Here is a 17092-nt window from a genome sequence, read left to right as displayed (position 1 = left end):
CTGACTTGGAAAATTTGATTCCCCCGGCATAAGGGGTCGATTGTCCGTAAACCTCGACCAAGTCGCCCGGTGCGAGGAGCGATGCGACATCGTTCAGCGATGCGTACGCTTTTCCGGGTCCAACTTGATAGGTTTTTCCGAGCGCCTGCGTTGTTTGAGGCGCTTGGCACGCAGAAGAATCTGCGCCTTCGTTACCACACGCTGCGGCGGAAATTGCCGCGATGACCCCCACTACGACTACTGCAAAACGTTGCTGCGCCATGCGCGGAGCGAACATGCTGGCCTCCGTTTGCTGCCATTTTGTGAGTTCCCGCTCGCGCCCTCCCCGCGGGATCGATTGAGAGGGTTCCCACCCTAGGACAGGTCGACGCGATAAAGAATGTAAGAATGATGCGACAGCTCCGACACCCTGATATCAAATCAGCGCACGTTGGGTCACCACTCTAAAATGTTGCCATGGTGGTGGAACGCGACCCAACCCCTAACCCCCAACCGCTATTCCCTAACCCCTATTCTTTTAGACACTTGCTCAAATCGTGCAGCAGGGCCTCTGCGTTGGTGAGGCCATTGCCATTGCCGTCGAAACGACGCGAGAGCCGCATGTCGGGTGTGAGCCGGTAGGGGCTGCGCTTCTCACGCACCAAATCGAGGATCTTTTTCGGGTCGAGCGGTGTGTCTTCGCGCAGGTGCAAGGTCACGGTTTGGGCGTTGGCCTCGCAGCCCAGCGCGCGCAGGCGCCGAAGCTCGGTCTTGATGGCCATCAATTGCACCAAACGCCGCGCATCGTCCGGCGGAGGCCCGAAACGATCCTCCATTTCCTCGGCGATCTCGGAGACATGCGATTCGTCGATGGCGCTGGCCAGGCGCTTGTAGAGCGAAAGGCGCACCCCGACGTCGTTGACGTAATCTTCCGGCAGGAGTGCAGGAACGTCGAAGGACAGCTCGGGATCGACATCGTGCACCACGGGCTCGCCGCGCAATTCGTGCACGGCCTCCTCGAGCATCTGGCAGAACAAATCGAACCCAACGCTGGCGACGCTGCCCGATTGCTCGCCGCCGAGCAGATCGCCCGCACCGCGCAGCTCCAGGTCGAGCGACGCGATTTGAAAACCGCTGCCGAGCTCCGTGTGCCGCTCGAGCGCCTCGATGCGCGCCCGCGCTTCGTCGGTCATTTTTTCCAGCTCGGGCACGACGAGGTAGCAGTAGGCGCGCTCCTTGGATCGGCCTACACGACCGCGCAGTTGGTAAAGCTGGGCCAAGCCGAACAGATCCGCGCGGTCGATGATGATCGTGTTCGCACGCGGGATGTCCAGGCCACTCTCCACGATGGCCGTCGCCGCGAGCACGTCGTAGCGGCCCTCGACGAAGTCGAACATGGTTTGCTCGAGGGCACCGGTCTCCTGCGCCGTTCCGCCCTTGGCCATCTGGCCGTGGGCCACCGCAATGCGCGCTTGGGGCACGAGCTCCTGCAGGCGCCCGGCGCGTTCGTAGAGGCCCTCGATGCGGTTGTAGACGTAGAAAACCTGCCCGCCGCGCGAAAGCTCGCGGGTGACGGCCTCGCGCAGCACCTGCTCGTCGTAGCGCGTGACCAGGGTGCGCACTGCGCGGCGGTCGATGGGCGGCGTGGTGATGAGCGAGAGATCGCGCAGGCCGCTGACGGCCATTTGCAGGGTGCGCGGGATGGGCGTCGCCGTGAGGGTGAGCACGTCCACCTGGGTGCGGATTTGCTTGATGCGCTCTTTGTGCGTGACCCCGAAGCGTTGCTCTTCGTCGACGACGAGCAAGCCCAGATCCTTGAAGTGGATGTCCTTCGAGAGCAGCCGGTGGGTGCCGATGACGATGTCGACCTTGCCGTCCTTGAGGCGTGCGACCGTTTCGTCTTGCTCCTTCTTCGTCTGGAAGCGGCTCATCGACGCGAGCGTGATGGGGTAGTCGCGCATCCGCGCCTCGAAGGTGCGGAAGTGTTGCTGCGCGAGCACCGTGGTGGGGCACAAGAGGGCGACCTGCTTGCCCGTCATGGCAATGCGGAACGCCGCGCGCAGGGCGATTTCCGTCTTGCCGAAGCCAACGTCGCCGCAGACCAGGCGATCCATGGGCCGTGGTTGGTCGAGATCGCCGTTGACCTCGGAGATGGCGCGGGCTTGGTCCGGGGTCTCGTCGAAGGGGAAGGTGGCCTCGAAGGCGCGGTAGTCGTCGTCGATGGGCGGCATCGCCACGCCGGGCTGGGCTTTGCGTTCGGCGTAGAGGCGGAGCAGTTCGTCGGCCATCTGGCGCACGGCCTTTTGCACGCGCGCCTTGGTGCGGCTGAAGGTGCTGCCGCCGAGGCGATCGACCTTGGGCTGTGAGTTTTCACCGCCCGAGTATTTCTGGATCTGATTGAGCCGATAGGCCGGCAGGTACAGCTTGTCGCCGCCACCGTATTCGACCACGAGAAGGTCGACGGTGAGGCCGCCCACCGCCTTGTGCACCAGGCCGAGGTAGCGTCCGATGCCGTGCTCCACGTGCACGACGTAGTCGCCCACGTTGAGGTTTCGCAGGTCCTCGAGGAAGGGGCGCGTGGGATCGGCGGCGCGCCGCTCTTTGCGGCGGTGGGCGCGGGCGCCGAAGATTTCCTCCTCGGTGACGATGACGATGCCCTCGGCGGGGAGCAGGCCTCCGCGCGAGAGTGGGCCGACCACGATTTGGGCCATCTCGGCGTCGGCGCTGTCCGGCTCGGCGAGCCACGCGGGATCGAAGGTGCCGAGCTTTGCGCGGCAGGTGATGCCCTGGTGGTGCAACAGCGACGTGAGGCGCTCGGCCTGGGTCTGCGCGCGCGCGGTGAGGAAGACGCGCAAGCCGTGCTCGCGCCAATAGCGAATGCGGCGCACCAGCGGTGCCAGCGTGGCTGATTTCCCCTTGGACGAACGCGCCGTTTTCACGGCCCGCGAGAGGTCGTCTTGGTCGCGCGCGGCGAGATCGAGCGCGTTCGGGGCGGTTTGGAAGGCCGCGAGGCCTTCGCCTTCGGTCGCACCGAGCACCGGTGTGGTGTGCAAGGTGATGACACCGCGCCGAGCAATTTCCTCGGCGGCGCGGGCTTCGTCGATGTAGAACGCCGCCGGTGGGAAGTGTGGCTTCGAGCCGTGGCTGGCGGCGTCGGCGTCGGCGCGCGCGAGCTCTTCGCGCACGGCGGTGGTGAGGGCGGCGGGGTCCTCCAGCACGACGAGCGTGTCCTCGTCGAGGTACGAAATGAGGGGGACCAGCTCGGGGTAGTACGCGGGCAGGAAGCCGTCGGCGCCGAAGAATCCGCGACCGCTGACCACGTCGTCGGCCAGCGCGCGCGTCTTCGTGGTGGGCCAATCGATGGCGTCGGCCAGCTGGACGACCTTTTCCCGTGCGTGCGCCGTCGTTTCGCGTGTGAGGATGGCTTCGCGCGCGGGCGGGAGCCACACGTGGGGGAAGGTGACGTCTTGGCCGTTCACCTTGACGGTGCGTTGCTCGTACGGGTCGAACGCTTTGATCGAGACGACCATGTCGCCGTAAAGCTCGATGCGCACGGGGGCGTCGCTGCTCGGCGGCCAGATGTCCACGAGCGCGCCGCGCACGGCGAACGAGCCGGGATCTTCCACGACGGGAACGCGCAGGTAGCCTGCCTCGGAGAGCTTGGCGACGAGCGCGTCGCGATCGAGTTCATCTTCCGCGACGACTTTCGCGGTGGCGCGGCCGATGGCGTCGGCGGGGACGACCTTGCGCACGAGGGCGCTCGCCGGGATGGCGAGCACGCGCCACGGCAGGTGTGCCAGGTGGAACAACGTGGCCATGCGGCTCATGGCCGCGCGCCGATCCGGGTTCACCTCGGCGTACGGCGAGGACTCGTAGCTCGCGAACAGGAGCACGTCGCCCAGTGCGGCCTCCTCGGCCCGCGCGTCGTCGGGCGCGCCGCGCAGGAGGAAGCCGCAGTCTTGCGCGGCCCGGCGTGCGCCGTCGAGATCGGCGGTCACGAAGACGATGCGCTTCTTCCCGGTGCCCGCCAGCGCTGCAACGAGTGCAGCGCCAGCGCAACCTTTGACCCCGGCGACATCGAGACGGGTTCCGCTGCTGGCGGATTTGCGATTCGCGATTCGCGATTCGCGAATGGCGAATGCCTGGGACACCACGTCCCGCAGACGCGAGGCGACCACGCCCTCCGGCGGCAGGATCGGTTCGAGCGGGACTTCCGGCAGCTCCACGGGCCTCTCAGCTATTCGGAGTGGGGGCCCCTTGCAAGAGCAAGTCGTAATCCCGCGGGGATGACGACGAGCGCGGCCACGAGACCGAGCGCCGAACCGAGCGCGCCCACGGCGCCCAAGTCGAACAGCCCTTCGAAGCGGCAGGCGAGCAGCGCAGCGAACCCGGCGGCGGTGGTCAGCGCGGTGGACGCGACCAGCGGGCCTTCTGTGCGAAGGGCGCGGGCAATGGCTTCGCCAATCGACGACCCTGCGGCCCGCGCCGCACGGGTCGCGTGGAGCAAGAACATCGATTCATCCATGGTGATGCCAATGAGAACAGGCATCACCAGCGCGTCGTACACGTGCAGTCGCACATGGAAAATTCGCATGAGCGCGGCCACCGCACCGACTTCCACGGCGATGGTCGCCAGGGTGAGCCCGACGTCGAACCCGCGCCGCAGGGCCGCCCGCAAGGTGACGATGACCAGCACCAGCGCGAGCACCGCCACGATGGGTAGATCGTGCGCCAGCGCATGCCGGAGCGCCGCCTCGAGCTGGTGGTAGCCGGTGATCACCGTCTCGGGATCGGCCTGCGCCATGACGGCGCGCGCGCGTGCATCCTTCGCGGGATCGCCGCTGGGGCGCACGTAGCTCACGACCAAGGTCTCATCGCCCTCGCGGGCCATGTGCCGCGAGATGATCCACGCGAGCGGACCCTTTGGATCCATGGTGGTGACCGCGTGCGAAGGATGCTCGAACGCCTCGAAGGCGCTTCCAAAGGCCGAAGCGTCGAAGCCGCGTTCGGTCAGCGCCGCCTCCAGGGCGGGCCGCTTCGCCGCCAGATCGAGCGCGTCCCGCTCGGCGAGGCGCGCGCGCTGCGTGGCGGCGGAGGGGGCGAAGTTCGTGAGCGTGTCGAACCCGTCCAGGGTGCCTTCCGTCGTCAGGCGATCCAGCGCCTCCGCCACGCGATCGGCCCGCTCGGTGGCCCGCGCAGGATCGCGATCCGCGGTGACGACGAGCCATTGGCCTTCCTTGCTGCCGAAGAGCCGGTAAATCTCACGCTGCGTGGCCAGCGGCGCCAGGGCCTGCGGGCGGATGGCGACCAAAGTATCGTGGGCCGCAGGCCAGCCGAAGATCGCAAGAAACGCGAACGGCGCCAGCGACGCGATCAGCGCCCCGAGGGCTCGCGACCGCGTGCGCGTGAGCGCGTCCACGAACGACGTCCATCGATGCACCGGCCGCGGCGGCGGCGGTCCGCGTTCGAGCCACGCGCCGATCTCCGGCGTGACCAGCAAGATGCCCACGGCGGTGAGCACCTCGCCTGCGCCGCAGAGGATCCCGAGTTGCCGCACCGCAGGAAGCTCGCTCAGAAACAGCGCCGCGAACGCGAAGCCCGCGGCCAGCGCCGCCAGCAGCGTCGGTCGCGCCGTGGTCTCGCGCGCGTGGCGTGCCGCGTCCGCCGGTGAGAGTCCGCGCCTTCGTCCCTCGAGCAAGGCCGCGTACACGTGCACGCCGGTGTCGACGCCCACGCCCACGACGACCGCGGCGAACGCCGTGGCAATGGCCGACAGCCCCGTCGGGAAAAACGCCGCGATGCCCATCGTCCAGAGCGTGCCCAGCCCGAGCGGAGGAAGCACCGCCACCAGCGCGCGCATCCGGCGAAAGGTCACCAGGAACACCACCGACGCGAGCACCGTCGACAGCACCGAGCTCACGATCATGTCGCGCCGCAACATGTCGGCGGTCGCTTCGGCAATGGCATGCCCGCCGGTGAGCTCCATCGTCACCTTGGGGCGCGCCGTCGCATGGATGGCGGTCCGCACGTCGGCGACGAACGTCTCCGCATCCTTGCCCTGAAACGCGCTCCCGCGCGGCTCCAGAATGACCAACCTCGCCCGCCCGCCGTCGCCCACGAAGGCACCGCCCGAGCCCGTGCCCACGTTGACCCCGGCCGCCACCTCGGTGCGCAGCTCCCAGGGAATCATGGTCAGCCGCAACGGATCCCGCGCGGCGCGCTCCTCGATTTCCGCAGCACCTGGGGCCAGCAAGAGCTCGCGCGTTCCGTCCAGGCGCTCGCGCATACCCTCCGGCGTGAGCGCCTGCTTCAAGCGCTCACGCGCCGTGGGGCTGGCGTACGACCAGGCCAACGTCGGATCGAAATCCTTGGGCGGCGGCGCCGAATCGAGCACCCGGGCCACGCTCGCCTTGGTTTTCAATTCCCCCACCAATGCCACGGCGGAGGCCTCCACGTCGGCCGGATCCTCCCCGCGCACCAGCACCACCCCGAGATCGCCGCCGCCGAAGCCGCGCAGGAAGCGCATGAGCATCGTCGTCTCGCTGCGGTTCGGGAAGAGATCCGTCAGGTCGGACGACAAATGCAGTTTGAACGTGGAGAGCCAGAGGCTCACCACGGTGGCGAGGACGAAGAGCCACTTCCAGGAACGATTCACGCGGCGGCCGGTTGCGGGGTGATGCGCACGCGCACGCGGATGATACGGCGCCGGCTGAGCGCGCTCACGATGCCCACCGCGTTGCCGGCGATGGCCACGCTGTCGCCTTTGCGCGGCATTCGGCCCAGTTTTTCGAGCAGCACCGCCCCGATGGGCTCCGCCGCATCGTCGTTTTCCACCAGCACACCGATGGCGCGCAAATCGTCCATCTTCAAGCGCGCGTCCACCTCCCACGCGTGCTCGTCGCCCGGTACCTTCACCAGCGCCGCCGGCTCCTCGTCGAGCTCGTCGCGGATCTCACCGACGATCTCCTCCAGCAGATCCTCCATGGTGACGATGCCGCTGGTGCCGCCGTATTCGTCGACGACGACCGCGATCGGGGTCTGCGATTCCTGCATCCGCCGCAAGACGTCGAGCAGGCCTTGCGTCTCGGGCACGAAGAGCGCGTCGCGCACGAGGCTCTTCAAATCGCCCTGCCCGAGGATCTCTTCGAGCAGGAAGTCTTTCACGTAGAGGTAGCCGACGACGTTGTCGAGCGACCGATCCTTGGTCAAAATCAGGCGCGAGTACTGCTGCGTGCGGATGAAGCGGAGCGCCTCCGCACGCGGTGTGTCGATGGGCAGCGAGGCGACGTCCACGCGCGGCACCATGGCATGGCGCGAGGTGCGCGAGGAGAAGCGAAGCACGCGCTCGAGCAGCTCGCTCTTCTCTTTGCCCATGGGGCTGCGCGCGGTGTTCGCCGCCAAAATGCCCAGGATCTGCTCCTCCGAGAGCGTGCCCTCGCTGGCTGCGTCGGCGGAGAGGCCCATGAAGCGCAGGATCAACGCCGAGGCGCGCTCCAGGATCCATAGGAGCGGGCGGAAGGCGAAGTACATCACGTGCAGCGGCGTGGCCGAGAAGAGCGCGGTCGCCTCGGAGCGCTGGATCGCGATCAACTTGGGAACGAGCTCGCCGAAGAGCACATGGCCGAAGGTGAGCAAACCGAAGGCGACGATGACGATGGCCACGTGCAGCGCCTTCTCCGCCTCCCCGTGGATGAAGGGCCCGGCCCACGAGAGCACGAGGCGCTCGATGGCCGGCTCGCCGATCCAACCGAGCCCGAGGCTTGCGAGCGTGACGCCGAACTGGGTGACCGAGAGGTACCGATCGAGCCGCTCGATGATCGACTGCGCGAAAATCGCCCGCTTCTCGCCGCGGCGCACGCGCGGATGCAGCTGCGTGGCGTGCATCTTGACGAATGCAAACTCGGCGGCGACGAAAAAGCCGTTCAGGACGATGAAGAGCGCAGCGAGAAGGAGCCCGATCACGGCACGTATCCGACCCCCACCGTACTACAGTCTCCCTAATCTTTGTCGTATGTGAGCGTTACGGTAGGAACCTGCGATTCGCCGCCTTGAAGAAAGGCGTAACGGGCGAAGTTTCCCATGACCCGAACCACGTAGGCGCGTGTCTCCGTGTAGGGGATCTGCTCGACGAAGACGTCGAGCGGCGCGTCCTTGAGCCGCCCCATCCAGCGCGCCACGGCGTCCGGTCCTCCGTTGTAGCCGGCGAGCGCGAGCGGGATCTGGCCGTGGAAGCGATCGATGAGCTCCTTCAGGTAGCGCGCGCCCAGCTTGATGTTCTGCGACGGGTTGGTGAGCAGCACGTCGGCATTCGGCTGACCGAGCGACTTCGCCACGGTGAGCGCGGTCTCGGGCAGTAGCTGCAAGAGGCCCACCGCACGCGCGGGGGAGGTGACATCGGGATCGAACGAGCTCTCCACGCGCATGACCGCGTGGAGCAGGCCGCTCGGAAGGTGGTGCCCCGTTTCTTCCGCGCGCACGAACCCATCGTACGGGCGCGGAAAGGCACATTCCCAGGCCCACTCCGTGGCCGGGCTCGGTGCCTGCGCCAGGGTGGATCCGGGGATCTGCTGCGCCACTTGGTAGCGCCGTTTGGCGCGCCCGAGGTAGCCGTAGGCTTCGCACAACGCCTCCACTCCGCGCCCCGTGGCGGCGGCGGTGAGCAGCGACTCGCGCTCGCGCAGGGCCGCCTCGGCATCGGCATCGAGGCCCACGCGGAAGAGCATGTCGACCGGCGGCGGGATGGAAATGCTGAGCGGCTGCCACGCGTTCTTAGGATCGGGCGGATCGATGGCCGGCGGCAAGGGCGCCTTCACCTCGGCCAGGCGCGCCCGCGCCACCAGCGCGGGCCACGAGAGCGGGCGGCTGCGTGCGACGTCCGTCCAGCGCAGCACCGCCTGCGTGCGATCGCCGTCGTTCAGGGCCGCGAGCGCGGCCAAGTTGGTGGCACGGGCGGCGGCGATGGCGTCGTTTTCGTCGCCGGCGAGCTCCTCGAAGTGCTTTCGCGCGAGCTTGTAGTCCTTGTTCATCAGGCGCGCGATGGCGCGCCCGCGCAGGGCCTCGCGCTTCTCGTCGCCCTTGGGAAAGTTCTTCGCGTACTCGTCGAACGCGGCCGCGGCCTGCCCCCAGCGCGCGTGCAGCAAATGAAGCCGCGCCCCGTAAAATGCTGCCTTTTCGGCCCAGGGCGTCTTCGGATAGCGGCGCGCCACCTGCGCGTAGCGCTCGATGGCGTCGTCATCGTGATCGGCACGCGACAGGGCACGCGCCGCGTGGAAGGCGTCGTCGGCCACCTTGGGCCCGCCCAACGCCACGCATTCGTCGAAGGCTTTCGACGCCTCGAGCGCGTGCGTGCGGGCGCGCATCAGGATGTCCGCTTTGGCGCGCAGCCGGTCGATGTTCGGCACCGCCTTGCCCGGCGCCGTCGCCATCTTCTTCAGCGATTCGAGCGCCTCGTCGACCATGTTGGCATCGCCGAGGACCTTCGCCCGCTTGAGCAACTCCTCGGCCGTCAGCGGATGCCCGGCGTCGCTCTTGGCCAACGTCGCCTCGGCGTCCTTGGCCCACGTGAGATCGGGCGCCTCCACCACGATCCACCGCGCATCGCTCACGTCCTCGGTGGGGGTGCGCACGCCAAGGCGGATCCGCCGCGCCCGCGCCTCGGCTTCTTGCGCGCGCGTATGCTTGTCCAGCGCGATCACCCGATCGCACGCGGCGCGCGATGGCACGGGCATCTGGGCTTTTTCATAGGCCTCCGAGGCCTTGAGCAGCGCCGCCGACGTGCCTCGCCCGCTGTAGTAGTCGGCCGCATCGCGGAAGGGGCCCACGCTCAGCTTGGCCTCGGCGCGGCGACGCTCGATGTCGTCTGCGAGAAGCGGCAGCGCGATCTTCAAGTCGTCGAGCAGGGCGACGGCTTTGTTCACCTCGGCCTCGCCACCGCGCGCCAGCGCCACGCGCGCGCGCACGTACCGGATCGAGGGATCTTGCTTCTCGGCATCGGGCAGCGCGTCGAGCTCCCGTGCCGCGTCGTCCCACGCCTGCATCCGCACCGACTCCGCCCAGTGCGGCACCTCGCGCGGTGGAGAGGTGCCTCCGTCGCTGGTGCGCGGCGCCACCGTCAGGGCGCTCGCATCGCCCGGCGTAGCCGCCGAGGGCCCTTCTTTTGCCGTATCCCGGCGCGCGCACGACGGAACGAGCGCGGCCAGCGTTGCCAGCATGACCACGGCGCTACGCGTAGACACCAAAGCCTCCGCCGCCGCGCCATCCCTGTGCGCGGGTCACGCCGGTCGTGTCCGACCCTTCGACCACGCGCGTGAGCCGCGGGATGCAAAGCTCGTCCAGTGTACCCGTCTCCTCGATGCCGACGTAGTGCCGCCCCATCTTGTGCGCGACCGCCGCCGTCGTCCCGCTCCCGAGGAACGGATCGAGCACCCAATCGCCCGGCTCGGTCCCCAACGTGAGGACGCGTTCGAGCAGCCGTTCGGGCTTCTTGTTGCGCGTGAACACCACGCCGCCCTCGCGCGCAATCCCTTGGAATGGAATGTCGTTCCACACGTTGGTGAGCGGCTCGGCCAGGTAGGGATCGCCGCCCTCCCCGCTCCGGACCTTGTCGGCGAGAAAGAGCAGCCGGTTGCCCCCGCGCAGGATCATCGGCTTGTGGCGGGCGCCCCGATCGAGCCAGAAAATGCGCTCCGGCTCGGCCCGCGATCGATCGATGAGCGCGCGCGCCGCCAGGCTCACCGCCTCGTAACGCGGCTGCGCGAATCGAACCACACGGCGCGCGTGGGCGAGCGAAAAGCGCTCGACCTCGCGTTCGAAGCCATCGGCCCCGAGCTCTCGCACCACATCGGTGCGACGCGCGTGGCCGAGGTGTTTCGTCACCTCGGCCTTGAGCGGCGTGAATTGCCACGCGCTGGGCGGATCGTCCGGGTTCACGAGCCAGAGGTTGTACGCTGGATCGCGTCCGATGCGTTTCCGAACGATGGCCGAAGGGCGAAAGTTTTTTCGCTCTTTGGCGTAGATGAGCAGGTAATCCGTGACGTTGACCGGCCCGCGGTTGATCGCTTTGTGCCCGGTCGTGGCGCTGCGCACGATCGTGACGATGGCGATGCGGTTGTCGGCTCCGAAGACGTCATCCATCAGCAACAGGAGACACCCTAGCTGCGTATCGTCGATTTCGGCAAAAATGGCCCCATCGTTCCGGAGCAGAGGCCGCATGGCGCGCAGCCGCGGCGCCATCATCGCCTTCCACGCCTCGGGGTTGCGCGCATCGTGGTACTCGCGAAAGACGCGTCCGGTGTTGAAGGGCGGATCGATGTAAATGCAGCGAAAAAGCCCCGCATGGGCGTTCGACGCCAAGTGCTCGAGCACGCCGAGGTTGTCGCCTCGGATGACCATGTTGGGGCTTTTGTCGTCGCCGTACGCGGCGAGCTTCTTCAGCGTCACCCGCACTCCCGCTACGTACTAGGGTGCTCGGTGACGGGACCACGGAGCCATGGCTCGGTGGTGCGCCGCCAGTTGGCCTTGGCGTTCAGGCCAGCGAGCACGCTGAAGAGGCCCCACTGGAGGCGATTCACGAACGTGTGGTCCACGGGCATGTGAATCGGCTTGGGGAGCGAAGGAAGCTTCTCGTCGGGGCGAAGGATGATCTTTTTGCCGTTGCGAACCAGGTACGCCACGGCCTCTCGCGCGAATTCGTGCGTGAACTCGAACTCCGTGTTCTCGATGAGCGGCTTGAGCACGAGCTTCGTGTAGCTCGTGTAGAGCGGCCAGCCCTCGGGATCGGTCGGGTCGTAACCGAGCACCTCGACACAGGCCCGGTCGAACTCCTCCGCGTCGCCATCTTGCGCGGCAATCACGTAGCGCTTCATGCGCGTCACGATGTCGGCGGGCATGAACTTCGCGCAGCCGAAGTCCAAGAAGGCCACCTTGCCGCCGCCGAGGAAGCGGTAGTTGCCCGGATGCGGATCGGCGTAGAGCACGCCATGCGCGTAGAGCGCGCGGAACATGAAGCGCCAGATGGTCTGCCCGGCGGCATCGCGCTCGTCCTTCGTCGCCGTCTCGCAGAACGTCGCGTAGTCCATCCCGTCGATCATCTCGCAGGTGAGGACGCGGCGGGTCGTGAGGCTATGGTGCACGCGCGGGATGACGATGTCCTTGTCGCCGTCATGAATGCGGCGAAAAAGCTCGGCCGTCTCGGCTTCGCGTGTGTAGTCGAGCTCGGCCAGGAAGACCGCCTTGATCTCCTCCAGGGTCTCCTTGCTCTGGTAGCGCCGTCCGACGGGCGCGATCATCGTCTCGAGCAGCGAGAGGCTTTTCAGGTCGTTCTCGATGGCCTTGTCGATGCCGGGGTACTGCACCTTCACGGCGACGGCATCGCCCGAGCGGCTGAAGGCGCGGTGCACTTGGCCGATGCTCGCGGCGGCGAAAGGATCCGCCTCCCAGTGCTCGTAGATCTTGGACGGGTGGTCGCCGAGCTCCTCGGTCACGACCTTGATGGCCGCCTCCCGCGACAAAGGGGGCGCCTTCGCCTGGAGTCGCTTCAACACCTGTTGAAATTTCTCTTCGTACCCCGGCGGCGCGAGACCATCGATGTACGAGGCCATCTGACCCAGCTTGAGCGGGAGCCCCTTCATCTCGCCGAGCGTCTTCAACATCGCCTCGGCGGTCTTTTTCGCGGACGAGAGGACTTTGGCCCGCGCCTGGGCCTCTTCGTCCTCGGTGCGCTTCATGCCGACGGCGCGCTTCATCGCTTCCGTGGCGAGAGGGATCGCTCGTGGTGCCAGGGCCCCCAACTTCGCGAGCCGCCCGAGACGGGAGGTCGGCGGGGCGTCCGGCCGTTTTTCGAGCGGGATCGGCGAAGCATCCGGCCGGTCTCGCGAAGCTGCCATGGAGCGCATTATGCTGGCATCGCGGGGCTGTGACTAGTCGAGACTGGCGCGCCCGGCTGGATGACGAGCGTCGTCGGTCAGGTGTAAAGTGGCCGTCACAATGGCACGCTCTCGTTCTCGGCTGCATCGCGCGGTCATTTTCAGTGGCATCGCCTTCGCTATCCCCCTCGCGGCCTGCAAATGGTTCTCGAAGGATGACGAGGCCGACGCTGGGGCTGTGCCGGCCGCGACCGTGACGGCGACGGCCACGCAGACTCCAACCGCGACACAAGCCCCCGCGGCGTCGTCCGTGGCACCGCTGGCCAGCGGCAGTGCAGCGGCCGGAGGCGGCCGGCGCGTCGTGGTGAAGCTTCCCGACGGGGGCCTGGCCACGATCGACGCGGCCGTGGGCGCCGATGGGGGCGTGGTGCTCCCGCCGGGCTTCCAGTGGCCCACGATTCCCGGCTTCGACGCGGCGGCGCTGAAGATTCCGCCGTTCGACGCGGCGAGCCTGCCGCCGTTCCCCACCGCGTTGCCAAGTTCGTTCCCGAAGATCCCGGGGTTCGGTGCCGACGGTGGCAAGTAGCGAACTGGCACCACCGGAAGAGCGGCACCCGCACGCGTCCGCGTTGCGCTTGCCGCACGCGCTCGGGCGCTACACGCTCTTCGACTTCATTGGGCGCGGCGGGATGGCCCAGATCTACCTTGCGCGCAGCAACAGCGATCTCGGTGCCTCGCGTCTCTGCGTGCTCAAGCTGATTCTGCCGGAGTACGCCGGCCATCCGCAGTTCGCCGAGATGCTCGCGCACGAGGCGAAGCTCGCCGCGCAGCTCGGGCACGCGAACATCGTGCACGTCTTCGAGCTGGGCCGGGCCGAGGGGCGCTTGTTCATCGCCATGGAATACGTCGAGGGCTTCGACCTGAATGCCCTGCTCCGTCGGTGCTCGAGGCAGAAGGTGCCGCTGCCCATGGAGTTCGCGCTCTACATCGTCACGTGCGTGCTGCGCGGGCTCGATTACGCGCACCGCCGCACCGACGAGGCGGGCCGCCCGCTGGGCATCGTGCATCGCGATGTCTCGCCGTCGAATTTGCTCATTTCGTTCGATGGCGAGGTGAAGGTCTGCGACTTCGGCATCGCCCACGCGAACGACGTGGTGGCCCCGCTGGCGAGCGATGCGCCGCTGGTGGACGAGGCCATCAAGGGCAAGGCCGGCTACATGAGCCCGGAGCACGCGCGCGGGGCGATTCTCGATGCGCGGGCCGACGTGTTTGCCACGGGCATCGTGCTCTGGGAGCTTCTCGCCGGGCGAAGGCTCTATCGCTTGCCGCCGGGCCAAACCGCAACGCGCGGTGCGCTGCTCGAGTTGGCGCGCAGCGCAGAGATCCCGCCGCTGCCCAAGCGTTCGCTCCCGCGCGAGGACGATCTGCACGGCATCGTGGTGCGGGCGCTCGCGCTGGACAAGAACAACCGGTACCCCTCGGCGGGGGCCATGCTGCGCGATCTGGAGGCGTACGCCATCGAGACGGGGCGGATGCCCAACCCGATCAAGTTGGGCGTGTGGCTCTCCACGCACTTCGGCAATGAGGTCATCGCGCACCGCCGCATGCGTGAGCGTGCGGCCGCGGTCGTGACCAAGACCATCGAGGCCCGCGAAGCGCGCGACTCGCTCACGCCCGTACCGCGATCGCCGTCGGGACCGCCGGTGTCGACGTTTCCCGTGAAGTATGCGTCCGCGCCTCCGCCGACCGCCGACGTGCCCGCCCTCGACCCATTGCCAAGCGATGACAAGGCGCTGACCGCCCTTCCGCTGGTGGAGATCGAGCCGACGCCGACCGAGCCCCCTCCGCTCCTGGAGTTGAAGGTGCCCGTGCCGGAAGCCCCGTCGAAGCCCAGCACACGGCGAGGGCGCGTGCTGTTGCTCGTCCTCGCGCTGATGTTCGTGGCCATCGCCGCGGCTGCGTGGCGCGGGGGTTTTCTCGAGTCGCTCTGATGTTGCTCGCCCACGTCGCGCTGCCCGTGCCGATGGCACACACGTTCAGCTACGAGATCCCGGCGCGGCTCGCCGGGCGCACGCGGCAGGGGACGCGCGTGCTCTGCTCGTTCGGCTCGCGGCGCTTGGTCGGTGTGGTGGTGACGGCCGGGGAAGGGGAGCCGCCGCCGAAGGTGAAACCACTCCTCGACGTACTCGACACGGACGAGCCCGCGCTCACCGACGAGCTGCTCGCCTTCCTGCGCGATCTCTCCGGGTACTACCTCGCGCCCATCGGCGAAGTGATGCGCCTCGCGCTGCCGCCGATCGAACGCGCCGTCGCCCGCGCGCTGGAGGACTCGCTCTTCGAGACCAAAAAGGGCATCTCCGCCCGCCGCGTGCAGACCGTGGCGCCCACCGAAAAGCTCGAGGAGTCGGCCCTGGGCGGCCAAGCCGGGGCGATCCTCGCGCACGTGCGCGCCGTGGGCGAGACGTCCCTGGTGGACCTCGAGAACCGCTGGAAGAGTGCGCGCGCGGCCGTGAAAAAGCTCGCGCAGCTCGGCCTGGTGACCACCGGCTCGCGCGAGGTGCAGGCCGACTCGTTCTTCGCCTCGCCCGCGCCGCGCGACACCCCGCCCGAGCTCACGCCGCCGCAGGCGAGCGCGGTGGAGGCCATCGCCACGGCACTCGCATCGACCAGCGGCGCCGCGACCTTCGCGCTCCACGGCGTCACGGGCTCGGGCAAGACGGAGGTGTACCTCCGCGCCATCGTGGCCGCGCGCCAGCAGAAAAAGGGCTCCATCGTGCTCGTCCCCGAGATTGCGCTGACTCCGCAGCTCGTGGCGCGTTTTCGCGCGCGCTTCGGCGACGACGTGGCGGTGCTGCACTCGGGCCTTCTGCCGCGCGAGCGCCTGGTCATGTGGAAGCGGCTGCGCACCGGAGAGCTCGACGTGGCCATCGGCGCGCGCAGCGCCCTCTTCGCGCCGGTGCGCGATTTGGGCCTCATCGTGGTGGACGAGGAGCACGATCCCTCGTTCAAGCAAGAGGAAGGCATCCGCTACCACGCGCGCGATATGGCCATCTTGCGCGCGCACCGCGCCGCCGGCGTGTGCATCCTCGGAAGCGCCACGCTCTCGCTCGAGACGGAGCATTTGAGCCGCACCAACAAGGCGACGAAGCTCGTACTGCCCGATCGCGCGCGCGCCCAGCCCATGCCCGCGGTCGAAATCGTCGACCTTCGGCGCATGGGCCCCGGCCCCACCGGCGACAAGCGCATCAGCCTCCCCTTGCACCGCGCCATCGAGCGGACCTTGGCCGCGCGCGAGCAGGTGATCCTCTTCTTGAACCGCCGCGGCTTTTCCCCGGCCGTGCGGTGCGAGGCGTGCGGCGAGCTTTGCTCCTGCCCCTCGTGCTCGGTGGCGCTCACCTTCCACAAGCGGCACGGCGAGCGTCTTCGCTGCCACTATTGCGATTTCGAGACGCTGCTTCCCGACAACTGCGCCAAGTGCAAGAGCCCCGCGCTCGCCCTCGAGGGCCTGGGCACCGAGAAGCTCGAAGAGACGCTGGCCACCGCGTTCCCCGAGGCGAAGGTCGCGCGCCTCGATCGCGACGTGGCGAGTGGCCGCACGGTGGATACCGTGCTCGGGCGGATGCGCGCGCGCGAAATCGACATCCTCGTGGGCACGCAGATGGTGACCAAGGGCCACGATTTGCCGCACGTGACCTTGGTCGGCGTCATCAATGCGGATGCCGCCTTGTCGCTCCCGGACTTTCGCGCGGCCGAGCGCGCGTTCCATTTGCTGGTGCAGGTGGCCGGTCGTGCGGGACGCGGTGACGTTCCCGGGCGCGTGCTCATTCAGACGTACACGCCGGAGCACCCGGCCATCGTGCACGCCCTCCGCCACGACGTGAACGCGTTCCTCGAGCTCGAGCTCGCCGACCGCCGCGAGCTGGGCTACCCGCCGTTTTCACGGGTCGGATTGATCCGCGTCGATCACCCCGACGAAGCGACGGCCCGCGAGGCCTGCGCCATGCTGGCCAACGTGGCCCGCGACGCCGCGGAAGCCGCAGCGCGCGAGGGCCCGGGTCGGGTGGCCATCCTGGGGCCCGCGCCTGCGCCGCTCGCGCGCTTGCGGCAGCGTTTTCGCTTTCGCGTGATGCTTCGTTCGAGCGATCGCGCGATGTTGCGGCAAACCTTGTTGGCCGTGGCGCGCGCGGCGAGGAGCGTCGAGCGCACAGTTCGCACGGCCATCGACATCGACCCGGTGCAGCTTCTATGAC

At 68.1% G+C, this 17092-nt stretch carries 9 protein-coding genes; 3 read left to right on the top strand and 6 right to left on the bottom strand.

Going from position 1 to position 17092, the window contains the following annotated elements; translation table 11 throughout:
• Positions 1-509: 509 nt before the first annotated feature.
• The 6 genes from mfd to LVJ94_44515 are packed head-to-tail and all read right to left on the bottom strand — an operon-like array spanning position 510 to position 12863.
• Positions 510-4205: a transcription-repair coupling factor gene (gene mfd / locus LVJ94_44540; GenBank protein ID WXB03965.1), complete on the bottom strand. Its 3696-nt coding sequence runs from the start codon at positions 4203-4205 to the stop codon at positions 510-512.
• 11 nt (positions 4206-4216) lie between these two features.
• Positions 4217-6634: an MMPL family transporter gene (locus LVJ94_44535; GenBank protein WXB03964.1), complete on the bottom strand. Its 2418-nt coding sequence runs from the start codon at positions 6632-6634 to the stop codon at positions 4217-4219.
• Complete coding sequence (locus LVJ94_44530; GenBank protein WXB03963.1) at positions 6631-7941, bottom strand: hemolysin family protein; 1311 nt, start codon at positions 7939-7941, stop codon at positions 6631-6633. The genes LVJ94_44535 and LVJ94_44530 overlap by 4 nt, the downstream gene beginning before the upstream one ends.
• A 35-nt stretch (positions 7942-7976) precedes the next feature.
• Complete coding sequence (locus LVJ94_44525) at positions 7977-10214, bottom strand: transglycosylase SLT domain-containing protein (GenBank protein ID WXB03962.1); 2238 nt, start codon at positions 10212-10214, stop codon at positions 7977-7979.
• Entirely contained in the window at positions 10201-11424 is a 1224-nt protein-coding gene (locus LVJ94_44520; GenBank protein WXB03961.1) for a site-specific DNA-methyltransferase, read from the bottom strand. Before LVJ94_44520 ends, LVJ94_44525 begins: the two co-directional genes overlap by 14 nt.
• 5 nt (positions 11425-11429) lie before the next feature.
• A complete protein-coding gene (locus LVJ94_44515) occupies positions 11430-12863 on the bottom strand; it encodes an AarF/ABC1/UbiB kinase family protein (GenBank protein ID WXB03960.1) in 1434 nt (477 codons plus the stop codon).
• A gap of 100 nt (positions 12864-12963) precedes the next feature.
• Here LVJ94_44515 and LVJ94_44510 point away from each other — a divergent pair, with 100 nt between their 5' ends.
• From LVJ94_44510 to priA, 3 genes are read left to right on the top strand one after another with little or no spacing between them, the layout of a single operon-like run.
• Positions 12964-13428, top strand: coding sequence for a hypothetical protein (locus tag LVJ94_44510; protein ID WXB03959.1), 465 nt, complete (start codon positions 12964-12966; stop codon positions 13426-13428).
• Positions 13418-14833 (top strand): serine/threonine protein kinase, encoded by a 1416-nt coding sequence (locus LVJ94_44505; protein WXB03958.1) that lies wholly within the window; start codon positions 13418-13420, stop codon positions 14831-14833. Before LVJ94_44510 ends, LVJ94_44505 begins: the two co-directional genes overlap by 11 nt.
• Positions 14833-17091, top strand: coding sequence for a primosomal protein N' (priA, locus tag LVJ94_44500; protein WXB03957.1), 2259 nt, complete (start codon positions 14833-14835; stop codon positions 17089-17091). The genes LVJ94_44505 and priA overlap by 1 nt, the downstream gene beginning before the upstream one ends.
• Position 17092: the final 1 nt, after the last annotated feature.

The sequence above is a fragment of the Sorangiineae bacterium MSr11367 genome, from assembly GCA_037157805.1.
GTDB classification, from domain to species: Bacteria; Myxococcota_A; Polyangia; order Polyangiales; family Polyangiaceae; genus Pendulispora; species Pendulispora rubella.
The sequence above is the reverse complement of the archived record's forward strand: the minus strand, read 5'-3'. Positions and strand labels throughout refer to the sequence as shown.